We start from the raw sequence: 19,448 nt of genomic DNA on the forward strand, positions 1-19,448 counted from the left end.
TCATCACCGCGAAAAGTGCAGTAAAGCTTTACTGTAATGATTCATTCGCGTGTTAGCAAGGTTGATTCATGTCCCTCAATCGGGCTATTTTTTAAATGGTGTGCTTTGCCAAATCACCCATAAAATTCCCCCAAATGGAGCAGCAAATATGCTATGCTAGGGTGGGATAGGGTAAAATAGGTTAGCCTATGTCAGTGATAACAAAGACCATGGTGCTTATACCACATTCATACACAACTCGCAGTTCGATTATCACTCTTGAGGGTGATGGGATCATTGTGATCAAAATTCGGCCTGGCATTCAAGAAACAGTTGAGGATGCCGAGGAGAACCTAGCAGCAGTCGATATGTTGGCGAACGGCATTCGGCGGCCACGCTTGCTCGATTTACGCGAAGCCTTGCCAATTTCGCGTGAGGTGCGGCGTTTTTATATGCAACCAGCCACCCGCAACAGCGCCACAATTGTAGCGCTGTTGGTCGATTCAACCTTAAGTCAGGTGATTGCCAATTTGATTATTGGCTTAACTGGGAATAGCCAAGCAGTCCAAGTCTTCAGCGATGAGCAAGTAGCTCGTCAATGGCTGCGCCAAGCCAATACTAATTAATCTTGGCTGCGTTCGAGTTTGGCCACAAAATCCTCAAACGAATCGCGGCCAGAAATGGTGAGCCGATTCCAAATCAAGGGATCGTCGTTAGCCGTATCAGTAGTTTGGCGGGTGGTCGTAGCGCTGCGATAGCCCGCCTCGCGCACTAGCTCTATGGTCAGGGCATTGTAGCGGCCATAGGGGTAGCAAAAATGCTCAATCGCAATCCCCAAATGTGCTTCTAACTCACGTTTACTATCAGCAATTTCAATCCACTGCGACTCACGATCAAGCGTGCCTAAATCGGCATGCACGCGGGTATGCGAGCCAATTGTGACTAACGGCGATTGGCTTAGCTCTTGCAATTGCTGCCAACTAACATAGGCTGGCTCGCCCACCAAGGCCGAAGGAATATAAGCAGTGATCGGCAAATTCAGGCTTTGGGCAATCGGAAAAGCCTGCTCGTACAAATCGCGATAGCCATCATCAAGCGTTATGACAACTGGATGTTCGGGCAAACTCAGCTCACCGCGTTGCGCCGCTAACACCTGATCCAAACTTACCACATGAAAATTATGGCTTTGCAGATATTCGAGTTGGCGTTTAAATTCGGCTGGTGCGACCGATAAACTTTCGCGCAAGCGATCAGCCGGATTGGGATTTACCGAAATGTAGTGGTAGGTCAACATGGTCACATGCAACGGTTGATAATCCCATGGTCGCAAGTCATAGCGCCATTCCAAGGCATGTTGTCCAACATTACCCATCTCAACTTGCCAGCCAAGCGGATTACTCGGCGTGTAGGTCAAAGTGCGGCGCTCAAACAATTGCACCAGCACTTCGCGCTCAACCCCATCAACTAACGTTTGGGTCCAAAAGGCTGGGCTAATGGGTCGACCAAAGACATACAACGCTTCGCGGGCTTGGGTTTGTACATACTCCCACAGCACGGCTGGCACAGTTTGGCCAGTCACTTGATCGCGATGGCTGCCGCTAGTTTCGGGGTAGCGCTCGGCCAAACTTGGGTCAGACCAAACTTGCAAGCCTTCGGCTTCGTGAGTTAGCCAATTGGTTACGGGCTGGCCACGCAAATCGGCTCCAGTTTGGCCATTCAAGGTCAAAAATTCAGCCCAATCACGGTAGCGCGGCGCACGATTGGCCGCCACTGCATCGCCCGCCACTGCTTGCTCCGAGCCGCAAATGCCATCTGTGCATTGCTCACGCCAAGCCGCATTGCCAATTTGCAAGCGCCCAGTCACCAACTCAACCACCAGCAAACCATTGGTAATGTACCACGGCGATTTGGCTGGAAGCTTGGGATCACTAATTTCCATGCGAGCTTTGGCATAGTAGCGCACCCAACGTAATTCACGCGGGCTTTCCGCATAGCGCTCTTGGGTTTGCCATAAGCGTTGCGGCCCCACAGCCATGATTGCTCATCGCTACGCTGACCATCGGTACTTTGCCAAAGCTGATCAAAGGCCCGATCTTCGGCTAAAATAATCCGTGCCGCTGTGCTTTGAGGCAGCAACAACGGCACAAGCACCAACAAACCTAACCAAACTCTTAGGGTTTTTGCCAATCTAAAGCCCATGCAACCTCTCGATCGATGTGGTCGCGCCAAAAGGCCCAAGCATGGCCTTGCGGATATTCAGCATAGTTGAGTTGCACTCCAGCCCCAACTAAAATATCGCGCAAGGTTCGATTGCCCTCAAGGAAATTGCACTCATCGCCAGTCACTGGCCCGCCAATGCATGTCTCATATGTGCCGACTACGGTCACAATCCGCGCATTGACTGGCGGCTGAATTGACATGAGCGTCAGCAGACGGCCATTTTGGCGTGAAACAAAGCCCGATTGATTGACCACACCGCCAAATACCTCAGGATATTGTAAGGCCAAATAGAGCGAAATCAAGCCACCATATGAATCGCCAACCACCACCCGTTGCTTGGGATCGTTAATCGTGCTGTATTTGCTGTCGATCATGCTCACCAATTCGGTGGCGAAAAATTCGCTATAGGCATCGTTGAGATCATAATCGCGTTGGCGGCCTTGCTCACGGCTGGGCTTGACGAAAATCGCAATCAACGGCGGCAAAATCTGATCAGCAATCGCATTATCTAAAATTGTCGGCGTAAAGGCATAGTTTTGGTAATCATCGCCATCTTGAAAATAAACGCTTGGATATTGCTTTGCTGGATCGTAATTGGCTGGCAGATAGACATGCAAACGATGGGTCGTTTTGCTGATGTCAGTGTAATAATCGCCCAAATCTTCAAGCGTGCCTTTTGGTACGTCGCTGCGCGAAATAATTTCGGTTGGCGTGAGATATTCGGGCATGCGCAACTCTGAATTCATGCCCATACTGCTTGGCACCAAGGTTGGATTACGCGGGTCATTCATCAAGCCGCCACCACCGCCAACCCCAAAGCGATAATCAATTCGCGCAGTTGAGCTGATCGTTTGCACTAAGCCCCACCAGTTGGTTGAGCCAAGCCGTTGCATCGAAGTTGTCTGAAACCAATTGGTCAGATCGCTGGATAATTCCATGCGTGGAGCATCTTTTTCGACCATAAACAAGGCTTGATCACCTTGGGTCAAGGGGCTGGTTGGAAACACCGCATTAAAATCGTTGATTAATTTGAGTTGCTCGGCTTGATCATTAGTTTTCGCCAATTGCTCACGCAACAGATTAAAACTAGTGATCGGCTGGCTTGGATCATAGCTGACCACCGCCCCACCGCAACTTGCCAAAAGCACACAAATCAACAATAAACTCATAAATCGCTGCATACATTTAATCCTTTGGTTGATTGGAAGATTGGATGAGTTGGCGAACTTTAGCCCAAGCCCAAGTGCGCCGACGTAATTCAGCCTGATCGATCGTCTGTTTTTGCCATTGCCAAACTGCCGCCAAGCTACGTTGCAGGCCCGCAAAAACCATTAATCGTCGATGCCAACGGTTGAAGCGCTGACTGTAGGCCAAGCCAAAAAATTGGGATCGGGCTTGTTGCAAAGCTAAAAACGAGCGTACCCGAAATTGGCTGGAGCTAGCCCCACCATGATGAATGACGGTTGCCTGTGGTTCTTGCCAAATCGCCCAGCCTGCTTGGCGAATGCGCCAGCATAGCTCAACTTCTTCGGCATATAGCCAAAAATCCTCATTCAAAAGCCCAACTTCGGCCAAGGTTTCAGCCCGCACCAACATTGCCGCCCCCAAGGGATGGTCAATTGCAAAGGCTTCGTTGCCGCCATCTTGCGGATAGCGCCCGTTGAGTGGGTGATTATAGAGCCGCCCAAAACCACGTCCACGCGGCGGATACAGATCAAACAGATTCATCAGCAAGGTTGGGAAGCGAAAGGCTGCCGCTTGAAATGAGCCATCAGGATAGAGCAAGCGTGGTGCAACCATGCCCACCCGCGAATGGTGTTCCAAGAAGGCGACGAGTGTTTCCAAGGCTCGGCTGGTGAGTTGGGCATCGGGGTTGAGCAACAGCAAATAGCGTGGTTGCCCAAGCAAGGCCTGGCGAATACCAAGATTATTGGCCTTAGCAAAGCCCAGATTAGCCCCAGCCTCGATCACATGGGCTTGAGGAAACTCGGTTTGAACCATGGCAACGCTGCCATCATGCGAAGCATTATCAACGACAATCGCTTGGGTTGGCAGGCTACTCAAGGCCAAGCTGGCCAAACATTCACGCAACAAATCGCGGGTATTGTAGGAAACAATAATGACTGGAATTGAATGCATGGCCTACTCCCGCCCAGCCCTGAGCAAGGCCAAAATGCCTGCCAAATCATCAGCCACCAAATCGATTGCTGGTTGCCACGCTTGAGCTTGTTGCATGCTATGTACGCCGCTGCCCACAAAGGCCGTGGCAATTCCAACTCGCTGCGCTCCTGCAATATCGGTATCCAACCGATCGCCGACCATCAAGGTTTGTTCGGCAGTTACTCCAAACAACTGCAAAGCCGCTTCGAACATGGCTGGTTCAGGCTTGCCAATCACTTCGGGGGGGCAATCGCTAGCGGCTGCCAAGGCTGCTACAATCGAGCCAGCCCCAGGAATTAAGCCTTCAGGTGCGGGAAACGTGCGGTCGCTGTTGGTGGCAATAAAAGCTGCGCCAGCGCGTAACGCCAAGGTTGCAGTTTTCAAGCGGGCATAAGTCAGGTTAAAATCAACCCCAACCACCACCGCCGCTACATCGGTTTCGGCTGATACAAAATAGCCATCAGCAAATAACGACGACTGAATCCCATCCATGCCAATCGCCAGCACGCGTGTGCCTTGCGGGTAGCGCGTGCGCAACAGCGTGGCCGTGGCAGTTGATGAGGTAATCACATGCTCAGTCGCAATCGCAACCCCTAAATCTTGCAGATGACGGGCGAAGGTGGCAGGCAATTGCGATGAATTATTGGTCAAACAGGCATAGCCTAAGCCTAAGCGATCAAGCACAGTGGTTAACTCCGCCGCACCTGGTAAAATCTCCCCGCCGCGATGCAGCACCCCATCCATATCGAGCAAAACCAGCTTGAGCTGCTTGAGATTGAGCATGCCGAAAAATCCCCATAAAAAAACAACTTCTCCCGATTGTACCACTGCCACGGATTGCCAACACGTTCATACTGCGATCTAAAGATTATGAAATATGACATGGAACCAATGTGATCGGAACGGTGTAGAACCTAGTGAAGCCACTCAATCAGGAGCTGCCGTGGAGCAAGCGCCGCAAGCTAATCTCGCCCAAGCATGGGCAACCCAAATTCTCGCCCATCAAACGGCGATCTTTCGCTTGGCCTATCTTATGGTGGGCGATGCGATGATTGCTGAAGATTTAGCGCAGGAAACGCTTATGCGAGCACTCCGCATGCAGCATCAATTTGATCAAGCGCGACCTTTAAAGCCATGGCTGTTGCAAATTACCGCCAATTTGGCCCGCAATTATCGGCGTTCGCTGCGCCGCTATCTGCGAGCGTTGCAACGGTTCGCCACCCAGCAGCCAGAATTCAGCGAATTCAGCGAAACCAGCGGCCCAGCCTGGGAAGCAACCCAACTTTGGCAGGCGATCAGTCGGCTAGCCCAACGTGAACAAGAGGTGATTTACTTACGCTATTTTTTGGAATTAAGCGAGCAAGAAACCGCCCAAGCGCTTGGGATTGCCCAAGGCACAGTCAAATCGCGCTTACACCGAGCTTTAGTGCGGCTACGCGGCGTTGTTGATGGTGAATTTCCTGAGTTGCGGACGGAGCGTTGCGCATGAACCAACCACCAGAGCCATATCCAGCAGAAACCTTGCGCGAACAAGCTCAGGCCTTTCCCTATCCGCCAACACCCAATTTACAAATTAAGCAGATACGGCGAGCGGTTTGGCCCAAACGGTTAGGTTGGGCAGCAGCCCTAGGCATTATGTTAAGTCTCAGTATTCCGGCGGTGCGGGCACAAGTTGGGCGTTGGCTGCAAGTTGGCACAATTTTGATTGGCGTAGATTCGCCAACCACCAACGTGCCCTTGCCAACCCCAGCCCGAACCGCCAGCCCGCCAATCAAGCCAAGCACATTACCAAGCAGCCCATTGCTCGGCCCGCCCGATCAGATGTTGCAATTGGAGCCATATCCGCATGTTCAGCGCTTAATTTGGTTCAGCCAAGGCCAAACGATCACGCTTGATCTGCTGGATTCACAGGCATGGGCCAGCAAAACGATTGCCTCGCTCGCTAACGTTAGCCATACCCAAGTCCATGAGCAGGCAGCGATTTGGCTGCAAGGCCAACGCGAATTGATCTTTTTCGATCCGAGCACAGCTCAGATCTACAAAACCAGTAACTTGAGCAACACTGCTAGCCTGATTTGGGCCGATCACAATCGTACTTATCGCCTCGAAAGCACTAGCGACTTAGCCACAATGCGCGATTTAGCCGAATCGTTTAGCCAAGGAGAATAATTATGCGTCGTTTATTGATGTTCGTATGTCTCGTCGGGTTGCAATTTGGATTAATCAGCATCAGCAAGGCTGGCGGTTGGGCCACCACCCCAATCACCAAATTGCCAGATACGATTGTGGCAGGCCAGCCTTTTCAACTCGAATTTAGCGTGTTACAACATGGCAATAAACCAACCAATGGCATCGGCGACCAGCCGATTCAGCCCTTGCTGACCGCAGAGCATGCAACGAGCAAAGAGTTTCAGCAAGTTTGGGGTCAACAAGTTGGCGATGTTGGTCATTTCCAAGCTACATTGCAATTACCAAGCGCAGGAGAATGGGAGATTTCAATCAAACCAATGCCGTTTGGCACAATTGAGGGCGAAGTTTATCGCATCACCGTTCAACCTATTCCGCCATCTACAAATAATTGGTGGTATATGGGGGTTGCCGCAGGTGGCCTGAGCGTTGCGTTTGGCATGGGTTTATTGATCAAACGGATTAATCGCTAAGTAGAAAAGTTTGAGGCTGGTGCTTGGCCAACCTCACATTCGCTCCCCGCGCTGCCTGAGTTTCAGGCAGCGCATCCGGTTTTAGTTAAAGTTAGGCCTCAGCTGCTGCCAACGCTGGATACAATGGTTGCAACGCTGGGTAAATTGCGCGATAAGTTGCATATAATTCGGCATAGCGTGCTTGATCAGCACTTGGCTCAGTGGGATCACTCAAGCGCACAGTCGCCGCAACCGCTTGATCAACATCACGATACCAACCAGCCCCAACCGCTGCCAGCAATGCCGCGCCGTAGGCCGCACCCTCGGTTGTGCTCACACCAACCAATGGTGCTCCCAAGACATCGGCCAAAATTTGCCGCCATAAATGATTGCGTGTGCCACCACCTGAAGCTCGAATTGCGCCAATGGTACCGATTCCAGCTTGGGTCATCAATTCAAGGCTATCACGTAAACCAAAGGCCACGCCTTCGAGCACCGAGCGGGTAAGATGGGCCTGCGTATGCCGCACAGTCAGGCCAATAAAACCGCCACGAGCCAAGGGATCAGGGTGCGGCGTGCGTTCGCCAGTCAGATAAGGTGCAAAAAATAAGCCAGCACTGCCAACCGCCACATTCTCGGCAGGCTCCAGCAATTGGTCGTAGCTCAGTTGTGGGGCAAAGGTATCGTGATACCAGCGCAAACTACCCGCCGCACTCAACATCACGCCCATCAAATGCCAACGCCCAGGCACAGCATGACAAAAAGCATGCAAGCGGCCTTGTGGCTCGATGATTGGGCTAGCCGTCGCCCCAAAAACCACGCCCGATGTGCCAAGGCTCAGGGCAATGCTACCAGCCTCAACCACACCTGTGCCAACCGCATTGGCCGCTTGATCACCGCCACCGCCAACCACCGAAATGCCCGCTACCAAGCCCAAAGCCGCTGCGGCTTCAGCATGCAATTGGCCTGTGATCGCTGGACCTTCAAATAATTGTGGTAGCCATGCCAGATCGATCTCAAGTGCTTGAGCCACTTCCGCCGACCATTGACGGCTGCGTACATCCAACAACAGCGTGCCAGCGCTATCGGAAACATCGCTGGCAAATTCGCCAGTCAGACAATAGCGCACATAATCTTTGGGCAGCAGAATATGGGCAATTTGGGCATAAATTTCTGGCTCGTGCTGTTGAACCCACAAAATTTTCGGCGCAGTAAAGCCGGTTAATGCCCGATTACCCGTTAATTCGATCAGGCGTTGTTCACCAAGGCGGGCGGTAATTTGCTGGCATTGCTCAGCAGTCCGCTGATCGTTCCAAAGCAAGGCTGGGCGCAACACGTCACCCGCTTGATCAAGCAAAACTAAGCCATGCATCTGACCAGCCAAGCCAATTGCCACAATCTCGGTGGCGGCCACGCCAGCGTTTGCCAACACTTCCTGAGTGCTTTCGCGGCAAGCCTGCCACCATAAATGCGGCGATTGCTCGCTCCACAATGGGTATGGCGTAGCATAATCGTAGCTCGCCTGACCAATCGCCACCACCGTTCCTTGCTGATCGATCAACAGTGCCTTGGTCGCCGTCGTCGAAATATCATAACCAAGTACATATGCCATGATGGTGCTCCAATAAAATAAACCACAAAGAAACCAACCGAGGCAACTTTGTGGCCTTCGTGTTCTTCGTGGTTAAAAGCTTAACGAACACCCATCAATAATTCAAATGTCAATTGATCGAGCTTTTCGTAGCCCAAACCGCGCGCACCCAGCGCCGCCCGATCAAATTCATAGGCCTTGAGTGCGGCAACTCGTTCTGCTGAATAGCTGCCAGCCAAGGCGGCCACCGCTGGCTCAACTGTTTTCAATTCGGCCAACAAGCCTTGAATTTCAGTATCAGCGTTGAAACGACGGGCTTTTTCAGCCAAGATCAAATAGCTACGAATACAGCCACGGGCAAAATCTTTGACCCCTTGCAAATCTTCTGAGCGGTAGGCATGAGCATCGAAGTGGCGCGGGCCATCATAGCCAACATCTTCGAGCAGTTTGACCAAGAAGAAATTTTGCTTGTAGTTATGCGCTGCAAAGCGAAAATCTTGATCATAGCGACCACTGGCTTGGTCGTTGAGGTCGATGTGGAAGAGTTTGCCAGCATCAAGCGCCTGGGCCACCGCATGGGCAAAATTCAAGCCCGCCATGGTTTCGTGGGCTACTTCGGGGTTAACCCCAACCATGGCTGAGTGATCGAGGGTTTCGATAAAGCCGAGCATGGCTCCGGTGGTGGGCAAAAAGATGTCGCCGCGTGGTTCGTTGGGCTTCGCTTCCAAGGCAAAACGATAATTATAGCCCTGCGCCAAGCTATATTCACACAAAAAGTTGAGTGCCTCGCGGAACCACTTCAAGCCTTCCAGCGGATTTTTGGCGGCATCGCTCTCGCTGCCTTCGCGACCACCCCAAAATACATAGGTCGTGGCCCCAAATTCAGCGCCCAAATCCATCGAGGCCATGGTTTTTTGCAGCGCATAGGCGCGTACCGCCGGATCATTGCTGGTAAACGCACCATCTTTAAAAGCTGGATGACTGAATAAATTGGTGGTTGCCATTGGCACAACGAGACCGGTTTCAGCTAAAGCCGCTCGAAAGGCTTTGATAATTGAGTCGCGTTCGCTGGGGGTTGCATCAATTGGAATCAAATCGTTATCGTGAAAGTTTACGCCCCAAGCACCAACCTCTGCCAGCAAATGCACAATCTCAGGGGGAGTCAGCGGCTTACGAACTGGCTCACCAAAAGGATCACGGCCAACATTGCCGACCGTCCAAAGGCCAAAAGTAAATTTGTGGGCAGGCTGTGCGTCGTACATCGATGGTACCTCCTTGTACTACGGAGTTGATCGTTCACTGATCATATTTTCTGTAAGCGCTTGCAGAAAATTTACCTAAATTTTCACGTTTTTAGAGCAAATTTGGCACAAAACGACTGATTGAGGTTATAATTAAGGGCAAAAATTGTGTAAACGCTTACAAAGCATAATCTAGATCAAGCATCGTGGTTTGTCAAGCGAAGATAACCCGCTCTAGCTCCATCCAGCATGCTCATGGTGATCACTGAGCATGCCCTTTTCGCCGAAAGACTATGCTACCAAATGTGGGGATTGACAGGTTTATTATACTAATTCGAGGGTGTGTAGGCAGACATCAATAGGGTATTTATGGAGATTAACCTCAATCCTCCTTATAGCCCAACCACGCAGCAATCGTATAATCAACCATTTGCTGAGCTACAAACCTGAATAATTTTCGCTGTGTGGGTTGCCACGCAATGGGCTAGTATGAGCCAGATAGGAAGTTACGGAATGGATCGAATGTACAAGGTTATGATGGTCGTTCTGTTAGTCTTTGGTGGCTCTCTCCCCTATCGTTCTCTTGAAACGCCTCAATCAGATATTACAACAACGGCGCAACCAAACTCCGACCGAAAAAAACCGGCTGATGCCAATGTATTACCACTTGTTACGTGGGATGCAATCGATGTGGCCGTTGTAGAGGGAGACGATGTATGGTTGGCCTTACGTACTGATAGACCTATCCAAACAACGAGCGGAATTAAAGTCGATATTCAGTTATATACCGCACAAAATCCAGTTAATCCTGCACAAATTAATGTTGATTTTGATAGTGAAATTATACTACCGCAGACGAATCAATCGCATGCATATGCAATCACGGGGTATATCACAGGAACGGATGTTCTCTATATCAAATTACACACGATTCCCGACCTACTAGCGGAAAGAAATGAAGTGTTTTATGTTGATGTTATCGTTTCCAATGGAACAATAGAACCACGCGGTAATCGCGCAACAGTAACTATTGTAACCAAAAAGCAGTTCTACTCCGCTTTTGCTCATTTACAAAGCTGCCAAGATGTTGGAGAACCAGCCAACAATAACCCTGCAAGAAGCGGACATCTCGCACCATCGGGCGGAGTTTGCGCCAATGATTTTATTGGCGAAAGAGAGCGATCTTTAGATTACTATCAGATCAGCCAATCACAAGGGGGGAGTCTTCAGCTACGACTCAAAAATACCACAAGCCAGTGGGGTGGTATCGGGCACCATGATCTTGATCTGTATCTCTATAAATTTAATCCGCGGACTGGTTTGTATGATGAGGTTGGTCGCTCAGTCAATCCTAATCAAGCTGATGATAGCATCACATTTTCGATTACTGCCAACACGATAACGAATGATGGGCTATACCTTGTTGGCGTTTATTGGGCTATTTCAACAAGTACAAGCTCCCCTAGTTATGAATTAACTGCAATACTGCGCTAGTTTACCTCGGAACAAGCAGCACGAAGGATGATGTCTATGCGACCGATTAAGGTTGATCGGGATTGGGTCTTTTATTGCTTGATGATTCGGACATGGACACATTCATTCCCGCAACTCAATCGCTCACTGTATCTTGATGATCGCGTGAATCAAGCGCTGTTTATTCGCCATTATCTTCAACCAGAATTTGATCCTGCCACGAATCCGGCGGATGTCCGCGCCCAATATTGGATGAAAGAATCACTGCGCTACTGTCTCAATACCTATGATGCCCGTATGGATTATGACTTTCTTCAGGTCTGGGAACAACTGATTGAATTTAGCCGCTATCCCACCGATCGCTATGGCTTTCTGCTCCATGCATGGCAGCTGTTATTTCCTGACGAGCCGTGGGCGATGGATGCACTCACCATGAGTTGGTATGTTGAGTAGCAGCTTGGGTGATCTTGATTCCATAGGGTAAGCCTGGCTTAAATCCAGCCCAAGCTGCGCACGATCGCTAGAATAATCCCTGCCCCAATCAACAGTTTCCAGCTATGGCCAATCAGCTGTGCATACCATGGCACATGATACCCAACCTGTGCCAGCCGTTCGACTAGTTGCTTCGTGGTCGGTTCGGTCAGGGTGCTGGCATCCGGAAATACTAGCGTTGGCACGCTCGCGTTGCCATGGTTGATCTGCTGCACAACCGCTGCGGCTGCGGGATCATCGTGAATATTGAGATAGACATAGGGTATGTTCGCTCGATTGAGCAGCCCGCGCACTGGCGGAACCGCAGGGCAACTCGCATGACCATAGAGGCGAATGGGTTCGACGCTGGCAGGCTCAGTTGGTTGCATAGAATTGGTCTCCATCAAGGACGATTGTTGATTAAATCGTGATCACATCATTTGTTTAGAAGAGCGTTTTTGGCTGAGCATTTTTGCAGAGCTGATCACTGCTAACGCCGTGCAAAGCCAGTTGACTCACGAATCACCAAATCGGGAGTTAGCTGAGGCAATGGCCATGGCCGTTGATCGATTAAATTAAGCGTTGCTTTGGCGGCACTCATGCCCATTTCGAAGGTTGGTTGGCGAACAGTAGTTAATGGAGGAGTGGTATAGGCTGAGCTTGGCAAATCATCAAAGCCAATCAGCGAAACATCCTCAGGTACACGAATTCCGCGCCGATAGAGCGCTAAGCGAGCACCATAGGCCATTTGGTCATTGGCTGCAAAGAGGGCAGTAAATGGGTTCGCCCGCATTAATAAGGTTTCGACGGCCAGCAAGCCCGATTGTTCTTGAAACGTTCCCTCAACAATCAGGTCGGAATTAATTGGCAAGTTGGCATCGCGCAGGGCTTGTTCATAGCCTGCCTGGCGATCAAGCGTATCTTGATGGCTGCGAATCCCAGTAATATGGGCAATGCGTTGATGGCCCATTTCAATTAAATATTGGGTTGCGCGATAGGCTCCTTGGAAATTATCAACCAAAACACAATATTCTTCCAAACTTGGCACACTTCGCCCAATAATGATCAAGGGAAATTCTTGGGCTGCGGCCAACATTTCAGCATCGGGCATTAAACCACCTAAAATAATTAATGCCTCAGGTTGGCGTGAGCGCAGAATGTTTAATGCGTTATATTCCTCAGCTTGTTGCCAGTTGCCATCGGCAAAAATCGGGTGATAGCGACTGCCACGAAATCCATATTCGATGCCGCGCAGTAACTCGCCATAAAACGGGCTACCAATATCTTGGGTCAGCACACCAATAATTGTGGATGTGCCACGGGCCAAGCCTTGGGCAATCAGATTTGGACGATAATCCAATTGTTGAATCGCAATCGTTACAGCTTGGCGTTTGGCCTCGGCTACAGGCGTGGTGCTGTTCAAGACCCGCGAGACAGTACTGGGTGATACCCCAGCTTTACGTGCAATATCATGGATGGTGATCCGTTTACTTCCAGTCATAATGCTTAACCAAACTAGCGCTTCCAAGCTATCAATCGTTTCATAATGAGCATCAACAATACCATATTCCCGTTTGAATGCAAAGCATGGGCTTATTCCGCTTGTGGCACAAACGGATGGTTGGCTTTGGTTTAATCGCTAATTGACGCTTATATTGCGGTCGGCACGCTGCTGCTCGTGCCCCAAAATTTGCCCTATTATGACTATGATTTGAAAATTATTTTCATAAAATGTATATATTTTGAAATAAATTTTCATAATACTTTATAAAATGAATGGAATAGCCAAATTTATCGATCAAATCCTTGACTTTTTATTAAAATTATGCTAATTTTCTGAAAGCGATTTCAAAAACCTCACCTCTTTATCACCAACCATCATGATCCGTATTTAGCTGGCCCTTTTACCAACGACAAAACCAGATTCAGGATGTTCTGAATAAAAAGGAGACCAATGATGGACTCAGCAACGCTCTCTCGGCATCGTATATTTCGAACGATCACGCTGCTCATCCTCACAAGTTTTATCCTCGGTCTTTTTGCATTTACAATTCAACCAACGGCTGCTCAAACTACTCCAACGGCTTCGGATAAGGCCTATGGTTGGTTGCAAGCGCAGCAATTGCCAAATGGTTTGGTCGATAGCTTCGAGCAAGGTGGAGCTGCCGACGATTTGTGTGTGGTGTACGACCAAGCGGTCGCAGCGATCGCCTTTGTAGTGAAAGCCGATTACGATCGCGCTCGGGCCGTTTTGACCGCTTTGCGTGGCTTGCAATCGGATGATGGCAGTTGGCACAACATTTATGCCTGTAGCAATCCCAACCAAGTCATGGAATGGCATCGCGATGTCGGGCCAGCGGTGTGGGTGGCCTTGGCGGTGGCGAGTTATGAAACCGCAACCGGCGATCTGGTAACCTATCGCGAGATGGCGTTGCAAGCAGTGAACTTTGGCTTTGGCTTTCAACAGGATGATGGTGGGGTGAATGGTGGCTTTGAGGCGACGCAACAAGGCTATCGGTTCCACAGTTGGGGATCGACCGAGCATGCAATCGACCTGTATGCGGCAGCCCGCTATTTTTATGGCGATCAACCGCGCACCGGACAGGTGAAGCAATTTCTCGAAACAGTCGTGTGGGATGCAGTCGATGGTCGCTGGCTGGGTGGCCGCGCCGATCAGCGTGATCCATTGGATGTCAACACCTGGGGCGTGGCCGCACTGGGCGATGACTATGCGGTAGCCTTGGACTATGCATTGGGCACGCATCGGGTGACCTTGGGCGGGATCGATGCGGTAGATTTCAACAGCGACCGCAACGATATTTGGTTTGAGGGCACGGGCCAATTGATTGTAGCCTTGCAGTCCGTGGGCCGCACCAGCGACGCGCAGTATTTTCTGCAACAGATGACGAAAGGCCAAACGGCGAATGGTGGTATTCCCTATTCGTTGCAAGGCACGAACAACGGCTATTGGACGATGAGTACGGCGAATGCGGTGTCGAGTGCCGCCTGGTTGATTTTTGCTGATGCCGCGTTCAACCCGCTCGGTTTAGGCACAGCCACGATCACGAGTGTTGCGCCAACGCCTGATCCAGTGGTGGTGGAGCCGCCCGTCAGTGCCTCAGATAAGGCCTATGGCTGGTTGCGCTCACAGCAATTGCCAAATGGCTTAGTTGATAGCTTCGAGCAAGGTGGGGCTGCCGATGATTTGTGTGTGGTGTACGACCAAGCGGTGGCGGCGATCGCCTTTGTGGTCAAAGCCGATTACGATCGTGCTCGGGCCGTATTGACGGCCTTGCGTGGTTCGCAATGGGGCGATGGCAGTTGGCACAATATCTATGCTTGTAGTAATCCCAACCAAGTCATGGAATGGCATCGCGATGTCGGGCCAGCGGTATGGGTTGCCTTGGCGGTGGCAAGTTATGAAGCTGCAACTGGCGATCTGGTGACCTATCGCGAGATGGCGTTGCGAGCAGTGAACTTTGGCTTTGGTTTTCAGCAGGATGATGGTGGGGTGAATGGGGGGTTTGAGGCGACCCAACAAGGCTATCGGTCCCACAGTTGGGGATCGACTGAGCATGCAATTGACCTGTATGCGGCAGCCCGCTATTTTTATGGCGATCAACCGCGCACTGGACAGGTAAAGCAATTTCTCGAAACAGTCGTGTGGGAAGCCGCCAAAGGCCGCTGGCTGGGTGGCCGCGCGGATCAGCGTGACCCATTGGATGTCAACACCTGGGGCGTGGCCGCACTGGGCGACGAGTATATCATGGCCTTGGAGTATGCCTTGGGCACGCATCGGGTGACCTTGGATGGTATCGATGCGGTGGATTTCAACAGTGATCGCAATGATATTTGGTTTGAGGGCACGGGCCAATTGATTGTAGCCTTGCAGGCGGTGGGCCGCACCAGCGATGCGCAGTATTTTCTGCACCAAATGGCAAAAGGTCAAAAGGCCAATGGTGGCATCCCCTATTCGTTGCAAGGCACGAACAACGGCTATTGGACGATGAGCACGGCGAATGCGGTGTCGAGTGCCGCTTGGTTGATTTTTGCCGATGCTGCCTTCAACCCGCTTGGCTTAGGCACAGCCACGATCACGAGTGTTGCGCCAACGCCTGATCCGGTGGTGGTGGAGCCGCCCGTAAGTGCCTCAGATAAGGCTTATAGTTGGTTGCGCTCACAGCAGTTGGCGAATGGCTTAGTTGATAGCTTCGAGCAAGGTGGAGCTGCCGACGATTTGTGTGTGGTGTACGACCAAGCGGTCGCAGCGATCGCCTTTGTGGTGAAAGCCGATTATGATCGCGCTCGGGCCGTATTGACCGCCTTACGTGGTTCGCAATGGGGCGATGGCAGTTGGCACAATATCTATGCTTGTAGCAATCCCAACCAAGTCATGGAATGGCATCGCGATGTCGGGCCAGCGGTGTGGGTTGCCTTGGCGGTGGCGAGTTATGAAGCCGCAACCGGCGATCTGGTGACCTATCGCGAGATGGCGTTGCGAGCAGTGAACTTTGGCTTTGGCTTTCAGCAGGATGATGGTGGGGTGAATGGTGGGTTTGAGGCGACCCAACAAGGCTATCGGTTCCACAGCTGGGGATCGACTGAGCATGCAATCGACCTGTATGCGGCAGCCCGCTATTTTTATGGCGATCAACCGCGCACCGGACAGGTAAAGCAGTTTCTTGAAACGGTGGTGTGGGAGGCTGCCAAAGGTCGCTGGCTGGGTGGCCGCGATGATCAGCGCGACCCGTTGGATGTGAACACCTGGGGCGTGGCCGCGCTGGGCGACGAGTATATCATGGCCTTGGAGTATGCATTGGGCACGCATCGGGTGACCTTGGGCGGGATCGATGCGGTGGATTTCAACAGCGACCGCAATGATATCTGGTTTGAGGGCACGGGCCAATTGATTGTAGCCTTGCAGGCGGTGGGCCGCACCAGCGACGCGCAGTATTTTCTGCAACAGCTGGTGAAGGGGCAAAAGGCCAATGGGGGCATACCCTATTCGTTGCAAGGAACAAACAACGGCTATTGGACGATGAGCACGGCGAATGCGGTATCGAGTGCCGCCTGGTTGATTTTTGCCGATGCCGCCTTCAATCCACTTGGCTTGGTTGGTGATGATCAAGCACCCACTGCGCCTACTAATCTAACAGCTTCGTTAATCACAGCGACAACGGCACAGCTTGCATGGAACGCAGCGAATGACAATATTGGGGTTGAAGGCTATGCAGTGTATCTCAATAATACTGCTACTCCCGCAACCGAATGTCGAGCCGTTCGTACAACTCAATGCACGTTGACCAGCCTGAATCCCCTAACTACCCACAGCATTAGGGTCAAAGCCTTTGATGCGGCAGGCAATGTTTCGCTTGCAAGTAATGCGATTAATATAACTACACCTGATATTGATCGGATTGCCCCGACGGCCCCGACCAATCTTAATGCTACCAATGTAACTGCTGCGAGTATCCTGCTTAGTTGGACGGCTTCGAGTGATAATATCGGCGTAGTTGGCTACAATGCCTATCTTGGCACGAACCCAATTGCAGTTGCCAGCTGCAATGGCGTAATCACAACTGTATGTAACCTGACCGGACTTACACCCAATACTGAATATAGCATTACGGTCAAAGCCTTTGATGCTGTGGGCAATGCTTCGCTTGCTAGTGCTAGCATCCTTGTGACAACCTTAGCTGATACGCAAGCGCCAACGCCACCGTTAAATCTTCAGGTTCTCGCTAAAACCACCACGACGGTTGATATAAGTTGGGCGGCTTCAAGCGATAATGTTGGTGTGGTTGGCTACAATGCCTATCTTGGCACGAACCCAATTGCGGTAGCCAGTTGCAATGCTATAACAACAACCATGTGTAGCCTGACTGGACTTACGCCTAATACCCAATACAGCATCACCCTGAAAGCATTTGATGCGGCAGGCAATGTTTCTGCTGCCAGCAATGCCTTGGTTGTTCGTACCAACCCATTACCAACATTTGGCAATCCTTGGTATCTGCTTGATGGCGCTACACAAACCATGCCGAGCCAACTCAGCACAACCAGTGGCAATGCAGCCGCCAGCGATTCGATTCCGGCGGCGAGTGTAACTAACATCGATGGCCAGGCGACGCAAACCATCAGCTATGAGGTCGAAAATCTCACGGCTAGCTACGATAGCAGCAAAACCACCGAGTTTGAGCTGTTTATTGATGCAGGCACGGCGGTTGGCAATGGTACGCAAGCACGCATTGCCTACGATTTTACTAGCGATGGCACGTGGGATCGGATCGAAACCTACAACTATTTTGCAACTGATCCGGTGAATAGTTGGGAACGCTATAACCATACGCGTGGATTACGCTCGGTAACAGGCAGCTTTGCTAATTTGACCAATGGCAAGGTCAAACTTGAACTTTGGAATACAATCGGCAATAACCCATCGTTGATTCGCACGAGTGCCAGTAGCGCCGATGGTCAGCAATCAACTTTGGTTTTGCCATTCTTGACAACAAGTGTTGATAGCGAGGCTCCCACTGCGCCAACCAATCTTCTGCGCGGCGTGACGACTGCTAACTCAGCAGCCTTTACTTGGCAAGCCGCAAGCGATAATGTTGGGGTCGTCGGTTATTCCGCCTACCTCAATGGTAGTCAGGTTGCCGTGGCCAATTGTCAGATGGTCACAGGCCTCGGCTGTACTATCACTGGCTTGAGTGCCAATACTAGTTATAGCTTGGTGGTCACGGCCTTTGATGCTGCTGGCAATCAATCAGAGGCTAGCACAAGCATCACGTTTACTACTGCCGAATTGGATTCGATTCAGCCAACAGCGCCAACAAATGTTGCAATTGCCAACATAGGCGCTACCACGGCTACGGTTAGCTGGAATGCAGCGACTGATAATCTGGGGGTTGTTGGTTATTCAGTCTATCTGAATGGGGCAGATCAAGCGGCCAGCGGGTGTAACCTTGTTGATGCGCTGAGTTGTAACCTCACTGGCTTGAATGCCGATACTAGCTATACATTGGTCGTCACAGCCTTTGATGCTGCTGGCAATCAATCAGAGCCTAGCGCAACTGTTACATTCACTACTCAGGCTAATTCATTTCGTGCGCAGTTGTATCTGCTTGATGGTGCTAGCCAAACCGCTGACGGAATGTTGAGTGTGACTCCAGGCAATGCGGCAGATAGTGATTCGCTCGCGAGTGCCCAAAATGGAAACTGGGATGGGCTGCCAACCAATGCTATCACCTATCAAATTAATGATCTGACGGCAACCTATGATCCTGCCAAAACCACTCAATTTAATCTCTACCTTGATGCAGGCATCGGCGTAGGCAACGCCAGCCAAGTGCGAATTTCCTACGATTTTACCGGCGATGGCACATGGGATCGGATCGAAACCTACAACTACTTCGCAACTGATCCGGTGACTGGCTGGGAACTATACAATCATACGCGTGGGTTGCGCTCAGCAACTGGGAGTTTTGCCAATCTGACCAATGGTAAGCTGAAAGTCGAGCTGTGGAACGCAATTGGCAATGGTGCATCACTTGTGCGGACGAGTGCTACTACGGCTGATGGTCAGCAATCGATGCTAACACTGCCATTTAGTGAATAACGCTCATAGCTGAGTATGCTCTAGAAGCCTTTAAATCTGGCGGATTGTTTTTTACG

At 50.9% G+C, this 19,448-nt stretch carries 15 protein-coding genes; 7 read left to right on the forward strand and 8 right to left on the reverse strand.

All coding sequences use genetic code 11. The annotated features are described in order from the left end of the window. Window positions 1–188: 188 nt before the first annotated feature. Window positions 189–605: a hypothetical protein gene (locus LCH85_01595; GenBank protein ID MCA0350665.1), complete on the forward strand. Its 417-nt coding sequence runs from the start codon at window positions 189–191 to the stop codon at window positions 603–605. Here the strand turns inward: LCH85_01595 and LCH85_01600 are convergent. From LCH85_01600 to LCH85_01615, 4 genes are all read right to left on the reverse strand, one after another. Further along, window positions 602–2,014, reverse strand: a complete 1,413-nt coding sequence (locus tag LCH85_01600) for a polysaccharide deacetylase family protein (GenBank protein MCA0350666.1) — start codon at window positions 2,012–2,014, stop codon at window positions 602–604. The two genes, LCH85_01595 and LCH85_01600, sit on opposite strands and share 4 nt — an antisense overlap. Window positions 2,015–2,150: 136 nt before the next feature. Then, window positions 2,151–3,380: a hypothetical protein gene (locus LCH85_01605; GenBank protein ID MCA0350667.1), complete on the reverse strand. Its 1,230-nt coding sequence runs from the start codon at window positions 3,378–3,380 to the stop codon at window positions 2,151–2,153. A gap of 4 nt (window positions 3,381–3,384) precedes the next feature. After that, window positions 3,385–4,338 (reverse strand): glycosyltransferase family 2 protein, encoded by a 954-nt coding sequence (locus tag LCH85_01610; protein ID MCA0350668.1) that lies wholly within the window; start codon window positions 4,336–4,338, stop codon window positions 3,385–3,387. A 3-nt stretch (window positions 4,339–4,341) separates the two neighbouring features. Further along, window positions 4,342–5,142: an HAD-IIA family hydrolase gene (locus LCH85_01615; protein MCA0350669.1), complete on the reverse strand. Its 801-nt coding sequence runs from the start codon at window positions 5,140–5,142 to the stop codon at window positions 4,342–4,344. 160 nt (window positions 5,143–5,302) lie between these two features. Here LCH85_01615 and LCH85_01620 point away from each other — a divergent pair, with 160 nt between their 5' ends. The 3 genes from LCH85_01620 to LCH85_01630 are packed head-to-tail and all read left to right on the forward strand — an operon-like array spanning window position 5,303 to window position 7,019. Next, on the forward strand, window positions 5,303–5,848 hold the full coding sequence (locus LCH85_01620) for a sigma-70 family RNA polymerase sigma factor (protein MCA0350670.1): 546 nt from the start codon (window positions 5,303–5,305) through the stop codon (window positions 5,846–5,848). Next, a complete protein-coding gene (locus LCH85_01625; protein MCA0350671.1) occupies window positions 5,845–6,528 on the forward strand; it encodes a hypothetical protein in 684 nt (227 codons plus the stop codon). The genes LCH85_01620 and LCH85_01625 overlap by 4 nt, the downstream gene beginning before the upstream one ends. 2 nt (window positions 6,529–6,530) lie before the next feature. Then, window positions 6,531–7,019, forward strand: a complete 489-nt coding sequence (locus LCH85_01630) for a hypothetical protein (GenBank protein ID MCA0350672.1) — start codon at window positions 6,531–6,533, stop codon at window positions 7,017–7,019. Between the two features lie 91 nt (window positions 7,020–7,110). Here the strand turns inward: LCH85_01630 and xylB are convergent, their stop codons facing one another. Together xylB and xylA are read right to left on the reverse strand one after the other, a co-directional pair. Continuing rightward, entirely contained in the window at window positions 7,111–8,610 is a 1,500-nt protein-coding gene (gene xylB, locus LCH85_01635; protein ID MCA0350673.1) for a xylulokinase, read from the reverse strand. An 80-nt stretch (window positions 8,611–8,690) separates the two neighbouring features. Further along, window positions 8,691–9,851 (reverse strand): xylose isomerase, encoded by a 1,161-nt coding sequence (xylA, locus tag LCH85_01640; protein ID MCA0350674.1) that lies wholly within the window; start codon window positions 9,849–9,851, stop codon window positions 8,691–8,693. A 492-nt stretch (window positions 9,852–10,343) separates the two neighbouring features. Here xylA and LCH85_01645 point away from each other — a divergent pair, with 492 nt between their 5' ends. Then, on the forward strand, window positions 10,344–11,324 hold the full coding sequence (locus LCH85_01645) for a pre-peptidase C-terminal domain-containing protein (protein MCA0350675.1): 981 nt from the start codon (window positions 10,344–10,346) through the stop codon (window positions 11,322–11,324). Window positions 11,325–11,360: 36 nt separating this feature from the next. Further along, window positions 11,361–11,756, forward strand: a complete 396-nt coding sequence (locus tag LCH85_01650) for a hypothetical protein (protein MCA0350676.1) — start codon at window positions 11,361–11,363, stop codon at window positions 11,754–11,756. Window positions 11,757–11,794: 38 nt separating this feature from the next. Here the strand turns inward: LCH85_01650 and LCH85_01655 are convergent, their stop codons facing one another. Together LCH85_01655 and LCH85_01660 are read right to left on the reverse strand one after the other, a co-directional pair. After that, a complete protein-coding gene (locus tag LCH85_01655) occupies window positions 11,795–12,163 on the reverse strand; it encodes a hypothetical protein (GenBank protein MCA0350677.1) in 369 nt (122 codons plus the stop codon). A gap of 101 nt (window positions 12,164–12,264) precedes the next feature. Next, complete coding sequence (locus tag LCH85_01660) at window positions 12,265–13,275, reverse strand: substrate-binding domain-containing protein (protein ID MCA0350678.1); 1,011 nt, start codon at window positions 13,273–13,275, stop codon at window positions 12,265–12,267. A gap of 453 nt (window positions 13,276–13,728) precedes the next feature. Here LCH85_01660 and LCH85_01665 point away from each other — a divergent pair, with 453 nt between their 5' ends. Beyond that, window positions 13,729–19,392, forward strand: coding sequence for a fibronectin type III domain-containing protein (locus tag LCH85_01665; protein ID MCA0350679.1), 5,664 nt, complete (start codon window positions 13,729–13,731; stop codon window positions 19,390–19,392). Window positions 19,393–19,448: the final 56 nt, after the last annotated feature.

Source organism: Chloroflexota bacterium, from assembly GCA_020161265.1.
In the GTDB taxonomy this organism is placed as follows: domain Bacteria; phylum Chloroflexota; class Chloroflexia; order Chloroflexales; family Herpetosiphonaceae; genus Herpetosiphon.